Here is a 15,413-nt window from a genome sequence, read left to right as displayed (position 1 = left end):
CGCACCGTCAGACGCGGGCGGCCAGTTCTTCCCTGATCACCGAAGCCACGTCGTGGACCAGAGGGGCCAGATAGAAGTGATCACCGGGGAACACCTCGAGCTCGAACCGGCCTGTGGTGTAGTCACGCCACCGGCCCGCCTGGCCGACCTCGACCCGGGGATCGGAGTCCCCGACCATGGCCGTCACGGCACAGCCGAGCCGGTCGCCCGGCGTGTACACATAGGACTGGATGGCCCGGTAGTCCGCGCGGATCACCGGGAGCAGCATCGCCCGCAGATCGTCGTCCGCCAGCACCTCCGGCGAGGTGCCGCCGAGCGCGAGCACCTCGTCCAGAAGCGACCGGTCGCTCTCGAGCACTGCTCGGCCGACTCGCGGCAGGGCGGGCGCGCGCCCGCCGGACGCGAACAGCACGTCGGGCTCATGCAGACAGCGCAATGCGGTCTCGAAAGCCACGATCGATCCCATGCTGTGCCCGAAAAAGGCCAGCGGACCGTCCTGCCGGGCGCCCGACACGGCCGGCACGATCCTCGCCGCCAGCTCCCGGAGGTCGGCGACCGGCGGCTCCTGCCCACGGTCGTGCCGGCCCGGGTACTGCACCGCGAGCACCCGGACCTGTCCCTCCAGCACCTTGCCCAGCACCCGGAAGAAGCTCGCCGCCCCACCGGCGTGCGGGAAGCAGACGACCGTCGGCGCACCCGCCGGCGCCCGGCCGAACTGACGCAACCACTTCGAGTTCATCAGGACGCCTCGGCGCGCAGGGACGCCAACGCGGCGGCGAGTCGCGAGCGGACGTTCGCGTCGGAGTCCTCGCGCATCTCCAGCACCGAAAGCAGGCTCCACAGCCGGACCTCGGCCAGATGGGACGGAGCGCCGTGCACGTCGTCGTATTCCAGCAGCCGCAGGTCCTTGACGCACTCCTTGAGGCGCGCCGGGTCGCCGGGCGGGATGATCTCGTCCCGCGACGCGGTCACGACGGCGAGCGGGATGTCCAGTTCCCGCAACCGCTCGTCCGTCAGCGCCCATCCCGAAGTGTGCGAGTGGACCTCCGCGGGCGGTACCCGCACCAGGTGCGCGAAGGTATCGCGGGTGACCCGCGGGAGGACGTCCTGCCACGCGGGGTCGGTGAAGAAGTCCGCGATCGGCGGTCCACTCGAGACGATGCCGCGGATGCGTTCGTCCGCACCGGCCGCGGTGATGGCCAGGTGCCCGCTGAAGCTCAGCGCGAGCAGGTACGTCCGGCCGACCTCCGCCCGGTCCGCCAGCGCGTCCAGCACCGCCGGGAACAGCCGCCAGCTATCCGCGTCGTAGCGAGCCCGGTTCTCCCCGACACCCGGCAGTTCGGCCACCACGCCGGCCATCCCGAACTCCGCGATCTGGGTCAGCACGGGCGCCCACTGCTCCTTGGTGCTGACGATGCCGCCGGTCATCACCAGCAGCGGGCGCGGGTGATCCGCGGACAGTCCCGCGGTCCAGATCTTCGTCGGCACCCCGTCCACGGTGACCGTCTCGGGCTGGATCACCGGTACGGCCGAGCGCCAGCGGTCGAAGGTCTCGACGCACCGGTCCTGCGCCCGTTGCCGCCCCGGCCCGTCCACGAAGGGGAAGCGGCCGAGGTTGAAGTACTGGCAGGCAGCCAGCGTGTCACCCGCCGCGTCGAGCTCCTCTCCGGCCCGGATCCATTCCCATGGCCACGAACCCGGCTCATCCCCCGGGTCGGACTCGATCCGGTCGAGGACGGCGGAGTAGTGGTCGGCGGGCAGACTCTGCGAAATGGCGTGCGCGACGACGAACTGTTTCAGCTCGGCGAGATCGTTCATTCCTCGAAACCCTCCAGCGCGGCCTTGATCTCGGTGAGCACGTCGGCCGCCTCGGCGCCGTCGATCACCCGGTGGTCGAACGTCAGGGACAGCCGCATGACCGGTGCGCTCACGATCCGCGCGTCCCGCACCACCGGCCGGTCGGCGATCCGGCCGACGCCGAGGGTGATCGTCGTGCCGCCGACCGAGTGGAAACCGTCGACCGCGCTGTGCCCGAGCGAGGTCACCGCGAAGGTCCCGGTGAGGACGGGGCGCAGGGCGAGCTCGCTCGCCGCGTCGCGGAACCTCGCGCCGCCTTCCGCGAACGGCAGCGCGTCGAGCGCACGGACCTGCGCGAACTCCTCCGCGGTGTCGGGGTCCAGCTCCGCCGCGTGCCGGATGTGCTTCTGGATGTCCGTGAGGCTCGCGGTCTCCAGCTGAGGGACGACGGTGGCGAGCACGACCCGGCGCCCGTCCAGGACCTTGTCGAGGGTCACCTTGGCGCTGATCGTGCCGAACCGCATGACCTTCGGCTCGGGACCGCCTCCGATGGCGGAGTTGGCGTCGGGATGGCGCGCCAGCACGCCTGCGGCGGCGTGCACCACGAAACCGGCGACCGAACGGGGCTCACCGGCCGCCTTCGCGCGACCGCGGCTTTCCACCACGGCCGTCATGTCCACCTCGGTGTCCAGGAAGACGGGTGCGAAATCCTTGATCTGCTCCAGGAAGAACAGCGTGTGCCGGCGCTGGACGGGGAAGGTCTCCTCACTCACCGCGTCACCAGCTCGTAGATCGACCCGAGGCTGCGCGCCTCAAGGAAATCGGGCAGGGACAAGGATTTCGTCACGTGTTTCTCCAGCAGCGTGAGCATCGACAGCAGGTGGACCGAGTCCCAGCCGGGGAGTTCGTCGAAGCTCAGCGCGAGGTCGTCCTCCACGATGTCGAGGCCCATCTCGTCGGAGATGAGGGTGGCGAAGGCCGATTTCGTCATGCCGCTCCTTGCAGGGATTCGAGGGCCAGTCCGGACTGGATCCACTTGCTCGACTCGATCGCCACGGCGAGCGCCTTCGCCGGCGCGGACATCACCGCGAGCAGCTGCTCGAGCTGGAAGAACAGCAGCGCGTTCCCGTTGTTGCCGGTGTCCGCGACGCAGGAGATCTCCTTCGCCAGCGGGAAACCGAGCTGTTCGGTGATCTTGGCGGTCATCGCGACGGACAGCTGGGGCGGCAGCAGGTAGTCGACGTCCCCGGGTTCCCAGCCGATGTCGTCGAGGATCTCCCCGGCCACGTCCGCGGCCAGCACGGGGACGAGCTCCTCGATCGCCTTGTAGTCCTCTTCGGCCGGAATCCGGCCGGAATCCGCGTCCGCCGAACCGAACCACCGCAGCACCTGGCCGGGCTTGCGGTCCAGCCCGATCAGCCGGGTGCGCACGGTCCGGACCAGTGGGGCGCCGGCGCGTTCCTCCGTGGTGAGCACCGCCGCACCGGCGCCGTCGCCGAACAGGACGAAGTTCACCAGCTCGGCGGGTGGCACCGAGCGCAGGTCGGCGTGCACGTCGTAGTGTTTCGCGATGACGTCACCGCCGAGGACCAGCGCCGTGCGGTGCCGGCCCGCCTGCAGCAATCCGGTGGCGACGTCAAAGGTCTGGACCGCGCCGGAGCAGCCGGACTGGAGCTGGAACGTCGGCACGCCGTCTATGCGCAGCCGGTCGGCGATGACGTTGACGGTCGCGGGCATCAGCTCGTCCGGGGTGGCCGTGCCGAGCACCACCACGTCGATGTCCTCGGGCGAGATCCCCGCGGCGGTAAGCGCTTTCGCGCCCGCGAGCGCGCCGAGGTCGGCGAGGGACTGCCCGGGTTTGCCCGTCTTCAGATCCACCGAGAGGTGCCGGGTCCTGGTGCCGACGAAGGTGTCGACCCACTGTTGCCAGAGCGTGTCCATCCCGAAGCACTCCGCCAGCGCGGCGGTGTCGATCGGCGGACCGGGAAGCGCGGTTCCCGCCGAGAGGACGCGTATGTGAACCTGCGACACGATGAAGCTCCTTCGAACCCTGGGACCGATTCGCGGACGAGATCAGTGAGAAGTCGGTGCCTGTAACGCGAATCCGAGCTGGCGGGCCGCGTTGAGTTCCTCGCACAGGAACCAGACGTCCGCGATCTTGCGGTCATCGCCGAAACGCAGCAGGCCGACCTCACGGAATTCGATCCGGCGATTGGTCGCCGGCGCACCGAGGAACTCGCCGGCATGCGTGAAGCTCACCCGCGAACGCATCCACACCGTGTCACCGGCGCCGCTGATCTCGTCGATGGCGACCTGCTGGTCGCGCAGAACCCGCGACATCGGCAGCCAGCCCGCTTCGACGCGTTCGCGAAAGCTGCCGTCACTCGGGATCACACCACCACGTGCGGCAACGAGATCAGCGAAGCCGGCTCGGTGCGTGACACAGCCCGGCGTCACAAGGCCGTCCAGGAGCTCGAACCGGCCGTGGGGCAGCACGTCTTCCACGAGCCGCCGCACCACGTCGATGTTCTGCCGCACGTCGGATTCGCTGCTCACGGAAAACGACGATAGGGACGTGCCCTTGTCTCACTCTGAAGCCGCCGCTATCGGTTGTCTTGGAGTGCGTTACCGAGGTCGCGCCGGCCGCGGCTCGTTCCGCGATGTGCCGTTCTTGCGTGGTCAGGCTGGTCGCCGGCGTTCCTGCCGGGCGGCGAGCGGCGATCCGGTCGAGAAGGTCCTTCGCTTGCCGGGCCAGCTGGGTGGCGCCGATATCGGTCGCGAGGCGATGGGCACGGGTCAACGCGGTGCGGGCTTCGCCGGATCGGCGGGCGCTGCGCAGAGCGACGCCGAGGTGAAAGTTGGCCTCGGCGAAAGCTAGCCGGTCTGACGACTGCGCGAGCAGATCCGCGGCCTCGGCCAGGAGTTCCGCGTCCCGGTTGACTCGGCCCAGTGCGGCGAGCGCGCATCCCACGACGCGGCGCGTTCCCCATTGCCTTGCCAGATCGACCTCTTCCGCCGCCAGCCGCTGGGCCTCAGCTGTCTCGCCGAGCCGGGCGGCCGCGATCGCGGCACGGGAACGCCACGGCATCATCGCGGGATTGACCACGCCGTGCCGCTCGGCCAGGCGGCCCGTCTCCAGTTGGTCAGCCAGCGCTCCGCGCAGGTCGCCGAGCTCGGCGCGCAGCAGTCCCCGGCCGGTCAGCAGCCACATCTGGTCGAACGAGGACGCGGTCCAACTCTCTTGCGCACCCCAGGATTCGACCAGCTTGGCCGCACCGCCGCTGCCGCAAGCGCTTGTGGGCGCCGGAGACTCTGAGGCGACGAGCTGCGAAGATCCGAGTATGACGGAGACCCCATTCGGCGTGGACCCGGTGCAGCGCCGTCGTCTCGAACTGCTGGCAGGCGTCGTACAGTCCGAACTCGTCGCGGCCGGACTACCGGTAGTGCCCGGAGAGAGTCTGGCCGAAACGGCCGGCGCGGTCGTTGCCGTGGACATGCCCTACCTGCGCGGTGTGCTGGTCGACTGGCGAGAACACAACCTCCTCCTCGACGCGGCGCAGGACGCGTGGGGCGACGACCCACACCACGAGGGCGAGGAGTGCGCCGCGTTCTCGCGGTTGACGTCCGCGATCGGCGAAGCGATGGCGAAGGCGATGCAGGCAATCCTCGTAGCCGCCGGGCTGGAAGTCGCCCGGACCGACAACGACTACGCGCCCCACGAGCTTCTGATCACTCGCCGCCTGGCCCAGTCCCCCTGGCGTGCCCGGCGCGACGCCCGGGCCGAAGCGCGGTCCGAGAAGATGGGCGCGGCCTGGAACGAGCGGAGCGCCGCCAACTGCCCGAACCCCGACTGCGAGGTCCACGGCCCGATCCGCGATCGTGACAACACGGCGTGAACAATGCGGCCCTGGGTCGCTGTTCCATTGCTTGTCCGCCCCGGCCCGCTAGCCGGATCCCTCACGCGCGGGCGGGCGGCGCAGCCCGTCCAGGACCAGGGTGATGACGCCGTCCGCCTCGGTGCGCCAATTCGGGCGGTCGTGGGCCGCGCCGATGCCGTGCAGGGCCATCATGATGGCACCGGCATCCACGTCGTCGCGGGCGGTGCCGTCCTTCACCGCGGCGGCCACCAGGTCGGTGACCGCCTCCTCCAATGCCTGACCGCCCTCGGCGAGGGCACCCGAGCCGGCGGCCATGAGCGTCGCCAATGTCCGGGCGAGGCCCTGATGGGCGTGCATGTGGTCGACCATGCCACGCAGGAAAGTCGCCAACGCCTCCGCCGCGGGCAGGGTGGCCTGTAGCTCGCGGGCACGGACGCACAGCGCCGCGACTTCCCCGTGGTAGACCGCCTCCGCTAGTGCCTCCCGGGTCGGGAAGTGGCGGTACAGCGTGCCCGTGCCCACCCCGGCCAAGCGGGCGAAGTCATCGAAGCGCAGGTCGAAAAAGCCGCCGGCGTCGAAGACCTCCCGGGCTGTCGCCAGCAGGGCGTCACGCTTGCGTTGCGCGTCGGCCCGCAGTGGCTTGTCGGCGGTCATGCGCCCCCTCGCGTTGACAACTGGAGATGATCTCCATATTTTGAAAGTGGAGATGACCTCCAAATCGATCGTACCCCACGAGGTGCAGCATGAAGATCCTGATGTTCGGCCGAGGCGTGATCGCCACCGTGTACGGCTGGGCCCTGGAACGGGCCGGGCATGACGTCGAGTTCTACGTCCGCCCGGGCCGCGCGGCGACGTACGGGGAGGCGATCGATCTCGATCTCCTCGACACGCGGCGCCGGGTGTGGGGGCAGCGAGTCGTCGAGAAATGGCCGGTGCGCTACCGCGAGGCGCTGGAGCCGGACCACGATTTCGACCTGATCGTGCTCAGCGTGCCGCACCACCGCCTCGCCGCGGCGGCCGCCTTCCTGGCACCGCGCGCCGGCCACGCCACGGTGCTGGTCTTCGGCAACATCTGGGCCGAGCCGCCGGCCGCGATCGGCGCGCTTTCCGTCGACCAGGTCGCCTGGGGCTTTCCTCAGGCCGGTGGCGGCTTCGGCGAGGACGGCGTACTCCACGCGGCACTGTTGCCGTCGGTCGTCTTCGGCACCCTCGGCCGGCCGCCGACCGATCGCGAGCGGGCGGTGCGCCAAACATTTCGCGAGGCAGGGTTCCGGCTCACGGAGCAGCCCGACTTCCGCGGCTGGCTGTGGATCCATTTCGTGTCGGACGCCGCCCTGCATTCGCAGGGCCTGCGGCGGGGGTCACTGGCCAAGCTGGCCGGGGCGACGGGCGACCTGCGCGAGGCGCTGCTGGCCGGCCGCGAACTGCTGCCGCTCCTCGAAGCGCGCGGCGTCGACCTGCGACGTCACCGGGGCGGCGGGCTGCTGTTCCGTGCGCCCCGGCTGGTGGCCCCCGTCCTCGCCTGGCTGACCGCTCATGTCGCGGCTGTGCGCGTGACTTTCGAGGCGCACTCCGACCCCGAGGCCGAGGAGCCACGTGAGATCTGCCGCGACACCCTGGCCGAGGCGCGGCGATTGGGCGTCGCGGTACCGCGATTGGCAGCGGCGGAACCGAAGTTCGCCCGTGCGGCTACCTGACGGCACGGCCCGGATGGATGGTCTGTAGCAGTTCCCGGTCACCCGGTAGCGGACGGCTACTGGCGACTCGGGAGCATCGCGAGCGCCTGCGACCGCTGTGCCACCAAATCGTGGTAGGTGCCGTCACGTTCGGCCCAGCGATGCATGAGCACGCCCTTGACGAGGATCTCGTGTGGCGTCGGATTGGCCTGGACCAGGTCCATCACCTCGGTGGCGAACTCGGTCAGGTCGAGTGCGTGGGGGTTGCGCGGGGCTTGTCCGAGCCTGGTGGCGACGGCCGGGGGAACGAGTTCGGCGACCTCGACACCGGTGCCGTCCAGTTGCGCGCGCAACGCCTCGGTGTAGGCGTGCACGCCGGCCTTCGACGCGGCGTAGGTGGGCATGACCGGGAACGGCAGGAACCCGATCCCCGACGAGACCGTGATGATCGTGCCGCCGCCGCGCCCGATCAGGTGCGGGGTGAACGCGTCGATGACGCGGATCGTGCCGAGCAGGTTGGTGTCGATGGTTTTCTCGGCGTCGCCGAAATGTGCGGGATCGCGCAGGTCCTCGGGGAACCCCACGCCGGCCATCGTCACGATGGTGTCGAGGCTGGGGTGGCTCTGAAGGATCGTGTCGCGGGCACGGTCAACGCTGCTGGAATCGGTCACGTCGATGGGAACGGTCGCGAACCCTTCGGCGGCGATCTTGTCCAGCAGGTCGGTTCGCCGGCCACCGACGATGACCGTGCTGCCGGCGGCGTCGAAGCGCCGGGCGAGTTCGAGACCGATTCCCGAGGTGGCGCCGGAGATGAAAACTGTGCGGTTGGTGATGTCCATGGCTTCAGTGTCGAACTGTTTCCCGGAAGCAGGCAGTGTCCCCTTCTTCCAGGGTCCTGGCAGGACCCCTTTCATCCGGGCAGCCCGTTTTACGATGGTGGACATGAGCGGCGACGATCACGCCAACCTGCTCGGCGCGTACCTCCGTGCCCGGCGGGCGCTGGTGACCCCGGAACAGGCCGGGTTGCCGGCCGGTGTCAATCGCCGCGTTCCCGGGCTCCGCCGGGAAGAAGTGGCGCTGCTCGCGGGCATCAGCGCCGACTACTACCTGCGGCTCGAGCGCGGCCGCGACAAGAACCCCTCACCGCAGGTCCTCGCGTCGCTCGGCCGGGTGCTGCACCTCGACGAGTTCGAACAGGAATACCTGCTGAGCCTGGCCGCCCCACGCCCCAGGCCGAAGCGGCGCGCGAAGCCCGAACGTGTGCTGGCACGGTTGCTCCAGCTGCTGGCGAGCGTGCAGGTTCCCGCGTTCGTGGAAGGGCGCGCGTTCGACGTGCTCGCCTCCAACCAACTCGCCGTCGCGCTCTCGCCGCGCCTGCAGCCCGGGTACAACCGTCTCCGTTCGCTGCTCCTCGATCCCGAAGAACAGGCGTTCCAGCAGGACTGGACGCGTTCCGCGGAAGGGTTCATCGCCGCCTTCAGAAAGTCCATCGGCGACGACATCGACAACCCGCGATTCGTGGAACTGGTGGGTGAACTGGCCCTTTCGAGCGAACGGTTCCGGACTCTCTGGGCGCGCCACGACGTGCGCGGCCTCGATGGCGGCACCACCACCGTGCACCATCCCGTCGTGGGCGAGCTGCACCTGCACCGGGACAAGCTGCCCGTCGACGATCTGCTGCTGGTGCTCTATTACGCGGATCACTGTAGTGAGAGCGACGAGAAACTCCGGCTCCTCGCCTCCATGGTCCAGGATGCCGCCATCGGGGTGGACTAGGCCGAGGTCGCGCTGGCGGCGCCGGTGAGGCTGGGGTCGAGCGGCGTGTCCATCTTGTGCAGGCGCGGCAGCACCTTCTCGGCGAACAACCGCATCGATCGCTCGGCGGTCTCCGCGGGCATGCTGCCGTACCGGAAGTTGCAGACGAATTCCTCGGCGCCGGTCACCTGCTGAATGGACTGCAGCTTCTCGAAAACCTGGTCGGGGGTCCCCCAAGCCTGCGGCAGCGCCTCCTTCTCGATGATCTGCTCGTCGGTGATCTTGAAGTTGTCGAGCGCGGCGTACTGCTCGTAACCCTTCTTGTCCCCCATTTTCGAGACGCCGCCGAATCCGTAATGCGTGTGCGCGTTGCGCTGCGCCTCGACCATGTGCGCGGAGATGACGTCCCAGGCCTCGGTCTCGGATTCGAAACACGAAATCCGCACGGTGACGGTCGGCTGCACGGGCGCCCAGCCACTCTCCGCCCGCAGGCCGTTGAACTTGCCGACATCCTTCCGGTAGTCCGCGAAGCTCTTCTGCCCGGTCATGAAAATACCCACCCCGGCTTTCGCCGCGATCGGCAACGTCTCGGGGCTGTTCCACGCGATCCGCATGCGATCCAGAAGGCGCTCGGGGTTGCGGAACTTCGGCCGGATACTCGTCTCGGGAATCTGGAAGTACTCACCTTCGAAGGAGAAGAACTCCTTGGTGAGCGCCAGCTTGAGGACGTCGAGTGATTCCATGAATCGTCCCCGCGCGTCGCCCATCGGAATCCCGAGCGGGTCGAACTCACGGAACGAGGCTCCCCGGCCGAGGCCGAGGGTCAACTGGCGTCCCTGCAGCATGTTGTCGAGCACACTGATCTGGTGGGCCACCAGCAGCGGGTTGTACCACGGGAGGACGACGACCATGGTGCCGACGTCGATCCGGTTGGTCCGCCCCGCGAAACGGGTGAGGTTCTGCAGCGCGCCGCCGGTCATTCCGTAGGGCGTGAAGTAGTGGTCGATCGCCCAGTACGAGTCGAATCCCAGCGGCTCGACCAGGTCTCCGAGGTAGATCTCCTCATCGTAGATCTGCTGGTCGGTGATCACCTGCGGGGACGAATCCTTGGCCAGGTAACGATCCCAGTCGGTGGTGTTCTGCCAATTGAAAAAAACGCCGATCTTCACTGGAGTTCAACCTTTCACATCTTGTTTCGGAAACGTTCCGCTCAGTTCCCGCCGAGTCGTGTGCTCAGCCAGTCACCCATGCGCGCGATCGCTTCGTCGGCTGCCGGCAGTTTCCCGACCTTCATCTGGAACACGTGTTGCATCCCGGCGAATACGTCGACCGTGACGTCGACCCCCGCTCGCCGGGCGACCTCGGCGACCCGGTTGCTGTCGTCGAGGAGAATCTCGGCGCCCCCGACCTGAAGGTAGATCGGGCACACCCCGCGATAGTCCCCGTGCAGCGGTGCGGCCAGCGGATCGCGAACGTCCCCGCCCGCCAGGAAAACCTCGGCCAGCTCCCGTAATCTGCCGGGGGTGACGATGAGATCCTGATCGGCGTTGCTCGTCACGGTCTCGCCGGTGACCTCGAGATCGGTCCACGGCGAGAGGGCCACGGCGGCCGCGGGCTGGGGCAACCCGTCGTCGCGCAGCTTCAGCAACGTGGCCAGCGCGAGCCCGCCGCCGGACGAATCCCCGGCCACGGCCAGCCGATCCGGGCGCACACCGTCATCGAGCAACCAGCGATAGGCCGCCACACTGTCGTTGACCGGGCCGGGGTGCGGATTTTCGGGCGCCCGCCCGTAATCCAGCAGGAACACGCGACCACCGACCGCCTTGGCCAGGTGGCCGCCGAGCCGGCGATGCGAGGCCGCCGAGCCGCTCAGATAACCACCGCCGTGCAGGTACTGCACCACCCGGTCCGCGCTGCCATCAATGGCTTCCGCCCACAACCCTGTGATGCCACCGGCGTTCACCTCGGTCCAGCGCACCCCTTCCGGTTCGCTGGCCAGCTCGACGAAAGCTTCCGCGGCCGCGCGCCGTTTTCGCAGAGCTGGGCTCACGACGGCGTGCTCAGCCACGGGCGGCCACCGAACCTCGAAGTTCAGGGCATGACCGGGCCGAAAGTGATATATTCGTCAATGCGCGAGATAAGACCATTCTCCATCCTCATCACCAGGCAAATGTAGTTCCGGTCGACCGGACCGTCCGGCGGGATGATCTCCACGATGTGCTGCTGGACGAAACCGTTGTGGAAATAGGTCCGGCGGGGATCCACGAATCGAGTCTCGCGTTTCGGCAGGTTGGCGATGAACGCCAGATACTCGTCGCGATCCTTGGCGTGGCAGTCGACGCTGTGCCAAGCGCGGATGTCCGGCGTCCAGAGCGAGGCCAGGACCGCCAGGTCACGTTGGCCGAAGGCATGAACGAAAGCCTGGAAGAGCTCGTCGATCTCGCCCTCGCTCATCGCCGGGACACTCGCGAGCAAGGTATCGGCCCCGTCGATGGCATCCGGCAATTCACACCTCCTTCGAAGTATTCGAGTCCGGCTTGAAACTCGTGCGGCCTGGTGATCACCAACCCTAACCGAGCCGCGCCACCGCGCCTCGATTCCGGTTCCGCCTGCCGGAAAAAACCGGCCCGACCAGCCAATTTTCAATACGTGTTTGAAAATATCACGGCGTGCGGTCACGGACAAGCCACCCCACCTCGGCGGAGCGGGGCATCCGAGGAACCCGACCTGATCCCCCAGCATGGTCAGATCAGACCGATCGCTTCGGCTTCGGTGACCGCCTTGCCGTCGCCGAGGTAGCTCGCCTCGATCAGTTCGGCGTCCCGGCGCAGTTCGGCCGCGGTCCCTTCCGCGACGACATTGCCTTGCGCGAGAACGTATCCACGGTCGGCGATCTTCAGCGCGGCCAGCACGTGCTGCTCGACGAGCAGGACACCCATCCCCCGGCTGTCCGCGATCTCCCGCACCATCGGCAGGAGCTGCTCGACGATGCTCGGTGCCAGCCCGAGGCTCATCTCGTCGAGCATGATCACCCGCGGGTCCGCGACCAGCGCGCCCGCGAGGGCCAGCATCTGCTGCTCGCCGCCGGAGAGCAGGCCCGCTCGCCGCGACATCAGCTTCGACAGCGCCGGGAAGTGGCCGAGGACTTCGGCCACCGAGACGGTCGACCTGCGATGCCGCCGCAGCCGCAGGTTTTCCGCGACGGTCAGCTTGTAGAACAGGCCGCGGCCCTCCGGCACGATGCTCACCCCGCGGCGGGCGACCTCGTGCGGGCGCGCCGCCGTCACCTTCCGACCGGCGACGTGCACCGTCCCGCCGAGCTTCGGCAGCGCCCCGGCGATCGTGAGCAGCGAGGTCGTCTTGCCCGCGCCGTTGGCACCGAGCAGGCACACCACCTCGCCGGCGCCGACCGTCAGGTCGAGCCCACGCACGACCGGCAGCCGGCCATAACCGCAGGTCAGCTCGTTCGTCTCGATGAGTGTGCTCATGATCGCCCGCCCGGGAACGCCGCTTCCACATCGTCGTCCAGATCGGGTTCGTAGCCGTCCTCGCCGACGCTGTCCGCACCGAGATAGGAGGCGAGCACCCGTGGATCGCGCCGCACCACGTCGGGCGGTCCCACGGCGATGAGCTTGCCGAACTCGATCACGTAGACGCGATCGCACACCCCGAGCACGAGATGCATGTCGTGATCGATGAGCAGGCATCCCACACCGGTGGCGGCGATCTGCCGGAGATGGACACCGAACGCGAGGCTCTCCGCCGTGTCCAGGCCCGCGGCCGGCTCGTCCAGCAGCAGCACCTCGGGTCGCAGCGCCAATGCCCTGGCCACACCGAGCGCCTTCTGCCGGCCGAGGGAGAGCTCACCCGGTCTGCTGTCCACGACATCGGTCAGTGACATCAGCTCGAGTGCGTTCCGGATCGCCGGGGACGGTGCCGGGTTCGGCATTACCGTGTCGCGCAACAACTTCACGCCGTCGCGGCCGACGTCGTCGGCGACGCGCAGGTTGTTCTCGACCGACAGGTCGTCGAACAGTTCGGCGGCCTGCCAGGTGCGGACCAGCCCCGCCCGCGCGCGGCGGTGCGGCGGCGCCTTGCTCAGCACCCGCCCGCCGAGCGTCACCTCACCGGCGCACGGGGTGAACCCGGTGATGGCATCGATGAAACTCGTCTTGCCCGCGCCGTTGGGACCGATCAGCCCGACGATCTCGCCGGCGCGCACCTCGATGCCGAGATCGTCCACCGCGGTCACGCCACCGTAGGAGACCGTGATGCCGTGAGTCCGCAGCAGGACGTCGCCCACCGCGCGCGCGGGCGGCGCGGCCGGGACCGGTGCGATCGTGACGGCCGGGGCGGTCGCGGGCTTGCGGCGCCGGAACCGGCCGGCAAGGCGATCGAAGTCGGCGCGCGTCTTGCCGGCGATCCCCATCGGGTTGAACAGCACCGTCAGGATCAGCGACAGACCGGTGATCAGCGCGTAGTACTGGCCGAGGTCGAGATTGCTGTCGAGGAAGACGTAAACGATGCCGAGCACGGCTCCCGCCCCCGCGATCAGCGCGCCGCTCGCGCTGGTGATCCCGGCGACATACGCGGTGGCCAGGAAGGCGAGGCCGACGAACACACCGAAGGAGTCGGCCGACAGCTGGCCGCGGCTGTAGCCGATCAGCGTGCCGCCCAGCCCGGCGAGGAACGAGGACAGCGCGAACGCCATCAGCTTCACCGAGGACACCCCGATGCCCATGGCGGCCGCGGCTCGTTCGTTCGAGCGGACCGCGAGCATCTTGCGCCCGGTGCCGGCCCGCAGGAGGTTGGTGACCAGGACGAACGCGATCGCGACCACGGCAAGGACCAGCAGCCCGAAAGGCAGCCGGGCGACGTCCTGGCCGTCGCGGACCGAGAGGTTCCAGCCGAACAGGCTCGGGCTGGGGATGACGTCCGTCGTCGCCGACACGATCGCCGGGTTGGCGAACACGAAACGCTGGAGGGTGAGCGCGGCGGCGAGGGTGACGACGGCCAGTTGCGCGCCACGTATTCGCAGCGCGGGAAGACCGACGACGACACCGGCCGCACCGGCGATGAGCGCGGCCAGGATCATCGAGAACGGGAACGGCACGCCCGTCCCGAACTTGGACAGGACGAGGCCCGCGACCCCGGCGAAAGCGGCCTGTGCCAACGAAATCTGGCCGACGAAGCCGGTCAGCACGACGAGCGAGAGCGCGATGAGCGCGATTGCGAGGCTGGTGATGACACCGAACCGGTAGGTGCCGCTGGTGGCCGCCAGCACCGCGACACCGCCGGCCACCAGCAGCCCGATCACGAGTGGCCGGTTGCGCGGCAGGATCACCGGCGGCAGCCTGGTGGTCGTGTCGTCCCCGCGGGTCGGGATCGTCCGCCCGAGCAGGTACAGCGCGATGACGATGACGACGAACGGGATGGCGTCGGTCAGCCCCTGCTTCGCCCACTCCGGCCACCACGACTTCGCCAGGGAAACGAACTGCAGTTCCGACTGCACCACACCGAGCAGGAGCGCGCCGGCGAGGCCGACCCACAGCGAACTCAGCCGGGCCAGCAGCGCGCCCGCCAGCGCGGGCACCACCAGCAGCGTCATCGTCGACGGCGACAGCACGCCGGTGGCCGGGCCGGCCAGCACCAGGACGAGGCTGCTGAACGTGGATGCCAGTACCCACGTGACCATGCCGAGCGTGCGCGGGGAGAGCCGGGCGAACGCCGCGGCCCGCTCGTTCTCCGCCGCCGCACGCACCGCGAGACCGGTGCGCGACCAGCGGAACCACACCGCCAGCGCGGAACCGAGGACGACGACGATCGCGATCAGCCAGAGCCGGTCGGTGGCGACGGTCGCGCCGGCGATCTTGACCGTGCCCGCGGGCAGCAACACCGTGCGGAGCCGCGCGTCGGTGCTGTACGTGAGCGCGACCGCCGCCTGCAGGGTCAGCATGATCCCGACCGCGGCGACGACCTTCGCCAGCGGCGGGGCCTTGCGCAGCGGATGCGAGACGGCCACCTCGACGAGCGCGCCGAGCAGGGCTCCGACGGCGACGGCGATGATCACCGAGGCCCACACCGGAGGCACCCCGACCTCGAACGACGGCAGCCAGGGAACCGGCAGGGTCAGCTTTCCGTGCCGGAGGTCGTCGTAGACGTACAGCGGCACCGCGGCCATCGCCGCGGCGGCGAAGTTGATCACGCCGGTGCCCTGGTACGTCACGACGATCCCCAGCGTCAGGGCGGCATACACCGCCCCGACGCCGAGGCCGAGCACCAAGAACAACAGATACTGACTCAAGAT

17 protein-coding genes are annotated in these 15,413 nt (G+C 69.0%); 3 read left to right on the top strand and 14 right to left on the bottom strand.

What is annotated here, in order from left to right; genetic code table 11:
• Nucleotides 1-7: 7 nt before the first annotated feature.
• From LOZ83_RS19635 to LOZ83_RS19605, 7 genes are read right to left on the bottom strand one after another with little or no spacing between them, the layout of a single operon-like run.
• A complete protein-coding gene (locus tag LOZ83_RS19635; protein WP_236792304.1) occupies nt 8-739 on the bottom strand; it encodes a thioesterase II family protein in 732 nt (243 codons plus the stop codon).
• Nucleotides 739-1,818: an alpha/beta fold hydrolase gene (locus LOZ83_RS19630; RefSeq protein ID WP_236792303.1), complete on the bottom strand. Its 1,080-nt coding sequence runs from the start codon at nt 1,816-1,818 to the stop codon at nt 739-741. Before LOZ83_RS19630 ends, LOZ83_RS19635 begins: the two co-directional genes overlap by 1 nt.
• Complete coding sequence (locus LOZ83_RS19625) at nt 1,815-2,570, bottom strand: 2-oxo acid dehydrogenase subunit E2 (RefSeq protein ID WP_236792302.1); 756 nt, start codon at nt 2,568-2,570, stop codon at nt 1,815-1,817. Before LOZ83_RS19625 ends, LOZ83_RS19630 begins: the two co-directional genes overlap by 4 nt.
• Nucleotides 2,567-2,788, bottom strand: coding sequence for an acyl carrier protein (locus tag LOZ83_RS19620; RefSeq protein WP_236792301.1), 222 nt, complete (start codon nt 2,786-2,788; stop codon nt 2,567-2,569). Before LOZ83_RS19620 ends, LOZ83_RS19625 begins: the two co-directional genes overlap by 4 nt.
• Complete coding sequence (locus LOZ83_RS19615) at nt 2,785-3,828, bottom strand: 3-oxoacyl-ACP synthase III family protein (RefSeq protein WP_236792300.1); 1,044 nt, start codon at nt 3,826-3,828, stop codon at nt 2,785-2,787. Before LOZ83_RS19615 ends, LOZ83_RS19620 begins: the two co-directional genes overlap by 4 nt.
• Nucleotides 3,829-3,870: 42 nt before the next feature.
• Nucleotides 3,871-4,293, bottom strand: coding sequence for an ester cyclase (locus LOZ83_RS19610; RefSeq protein ID WP_236793487.1), 423 nt, complete (start codon nt 4,291-4,293; stop codon nt 3,871-3,873).
• Nucleotides 4,214-5,008 (bottom strand): hypothetical protein, encoded by a 795-nt coding sequence (locus LOZ83_RS19605; RefSeq protein ID WP_236793554.1) that lies wholly within the window; start codon nt 5,006-5,008, stop codon nt 4,214-4,216. Before LOZ83_RS19605 ends, LOZ83_RS19610 begins: the two co-directional genes overlap by 80 nt.
• Before the next feature lie 130 nt (nt 5,009-5,138).
• Here LOZ83_RS19605 and LOZ83_RS19600 point away from each other — a divergent pair, with 130 nt between their 5' ends.
• Nucleotides 5,139-5,693 (top strand): hypothetical protein, encoded by a 555-nt coding sequence (locus tag LOZ83_RS19600; RefSeq protein WP_236792299.1) that lies wholly within the window; start codon nt 5,139-5,141, stop codon nt 5,691-5,693.
• 48 nt (nt 5,694-5,741) lie between these two features.
• On the opposite strand, the gene LOZ83_RS19595 is transcribed toward LOZ83_RS19600, so the two are convergent.
• A complete protein-coding gene (locus LOZ83_RS19595; RefSeq protein ID WP_236792298.1) occupies nt 5,742-6,329 on the bottom strand; it encodes a TetR/AcrR family transcriptional regulator in 588 nt (195 codons plus the stop codon).
• An 89-nt stretch (nt 6,330-6,418) separates the two neighbouring features.
• Between LOZ83_RS19595 and LOZ83_RS19590 the strand changes: the two genes are divergently transcribed.
• Nucleotides 6,419-7,372, top strand: coding sequence for a ketopantoate reductase family protein (locus tag LOZ83_RS19590; RefSeq protein ID WP_236792297.1), 954 nt, complete (start codon nt 6,419-6,421; stop codon nt 7,370-7,372).
• 56 nt (nt 7,373-7,428) lie between these two features.
• Here LOZ83_RS19590 and LOZ83_RS19585 read toward each other — a convergent pair whose 3' ends face one another.
• Nucleotides 7,429-8,190, bottom strand: a complete 762-nt coding sequence (locus tag LOZ83_RS19585) for an SDR family oxidoreductase (protein WP_236792296.1) — start codon at nt 8,188-8,190, stop codon at nt 7,429-7,431.
• 103 nt (nt 8,191-8,293) lie between these two features.
• Here LOZ83_RS19585 and LOZ83_RS19580 point away from each other — a divergent pair, with 103 nt between their 5' ends.
• The gene (locus LOZ83_RS19580) at nt 8,294-9,127 is read left to right on the top strand and encodes a helix-turn-helix domain-containing protein (RefSeq protein ID WP_236792295.1); all 834 of its coding nucleotides are present in this window, start codon (nt 8,294-8,296) and stop codon (nt 9,125-9,127) included.
• Here the strand turns inward: LOZ83_RS19580 and LOZ83_RS19575 are convergent.
• The 5 genes from LOZ83_RS19575 to LOZ83_RS19555 form a co-directional block, all read right to left on the bottom strand.
• Complete coding sequence (locus tag LOZ83_RS19575) at nt 9,124-10,275, bottom strand: LLM class flavin-dependent oxidoreductase (protein WP_236792294.1); 1,152 nt, start codon at nt 10,273-10,275, stop codon at nt 9,124-9,126. The genes LOZ83_RS19580 and LOZ83_RS19575 overlap by 4 nt on opposite strands.
• 41 nt (nt 10,276-10,316) lie before the next feature.
• Nucleotides 10,317-11,174, bottom strand: coding sequence for an alpha/beta hydrolase (locus LOZ83_RS19570; protein WP_236792293.1), 858 nt, complete (start codon nt 11,172-11,174; stop codon nt 10,317-10,319).
• Between the two features lie 23 nt (nt 11,175-11,197).
• A complete protein-coding gene (locus tag LOZ83_RS19565) occupies nt 11,198-11,611 on the bottom strand; it encodes a nuclear transport factor 2 family protein (protein WP_236792292.1) in 414 nt (137 codons plus the stop codon).
• 239 nt (nt 11,612-11,850) lie between these two features.
• Nucleotides 11,851-12,594 carry an ABC transporter ATP-binding protein gene (locus LOZ83_RS19560; protein ID WP_236792291.1) on the bottom strand — a complete coding sequence of 248 codons (744 nt, stop codon included), beginning with the start codon at nt 12,592-12,594 and terminating at the stop codon, nt 11,851-11,853.
• Complete coding sequence (locus tag LOZ83_RS19555; RefSeq protein ID WP_236792290.1) at nt 12,591-15,410, bottom strand: branched-chain amino acid ABC transporter permease/ATP-binding protein; 2,820 nt, start codon at nt 15,408-15,410, stop codon at nt 12,591-12,593. Before LOZ83_RS19555 ends, LOZ83_RS19560 begins: the two co-directional genes overlap by 4 nt.
• Nucleotides 15,411-15,413 lie beyond the last annotated feature (3 nt).

It is taken from the genome of Amycolatopsis sp. GM8, from assembly GCF_021653975.1.
Classification (GTDB): domain Bacteria; phylum Actinomycetota; class Actinomycetes; order Mycobacteriales; family Pseudonocardiaceae; genus Amycolatopsis_E.
The sequence above is the reverse complement of the archived record's forward strand: the minus strand, read 5'-3'. Positions and strand labels throughout refer to the sequence as shown.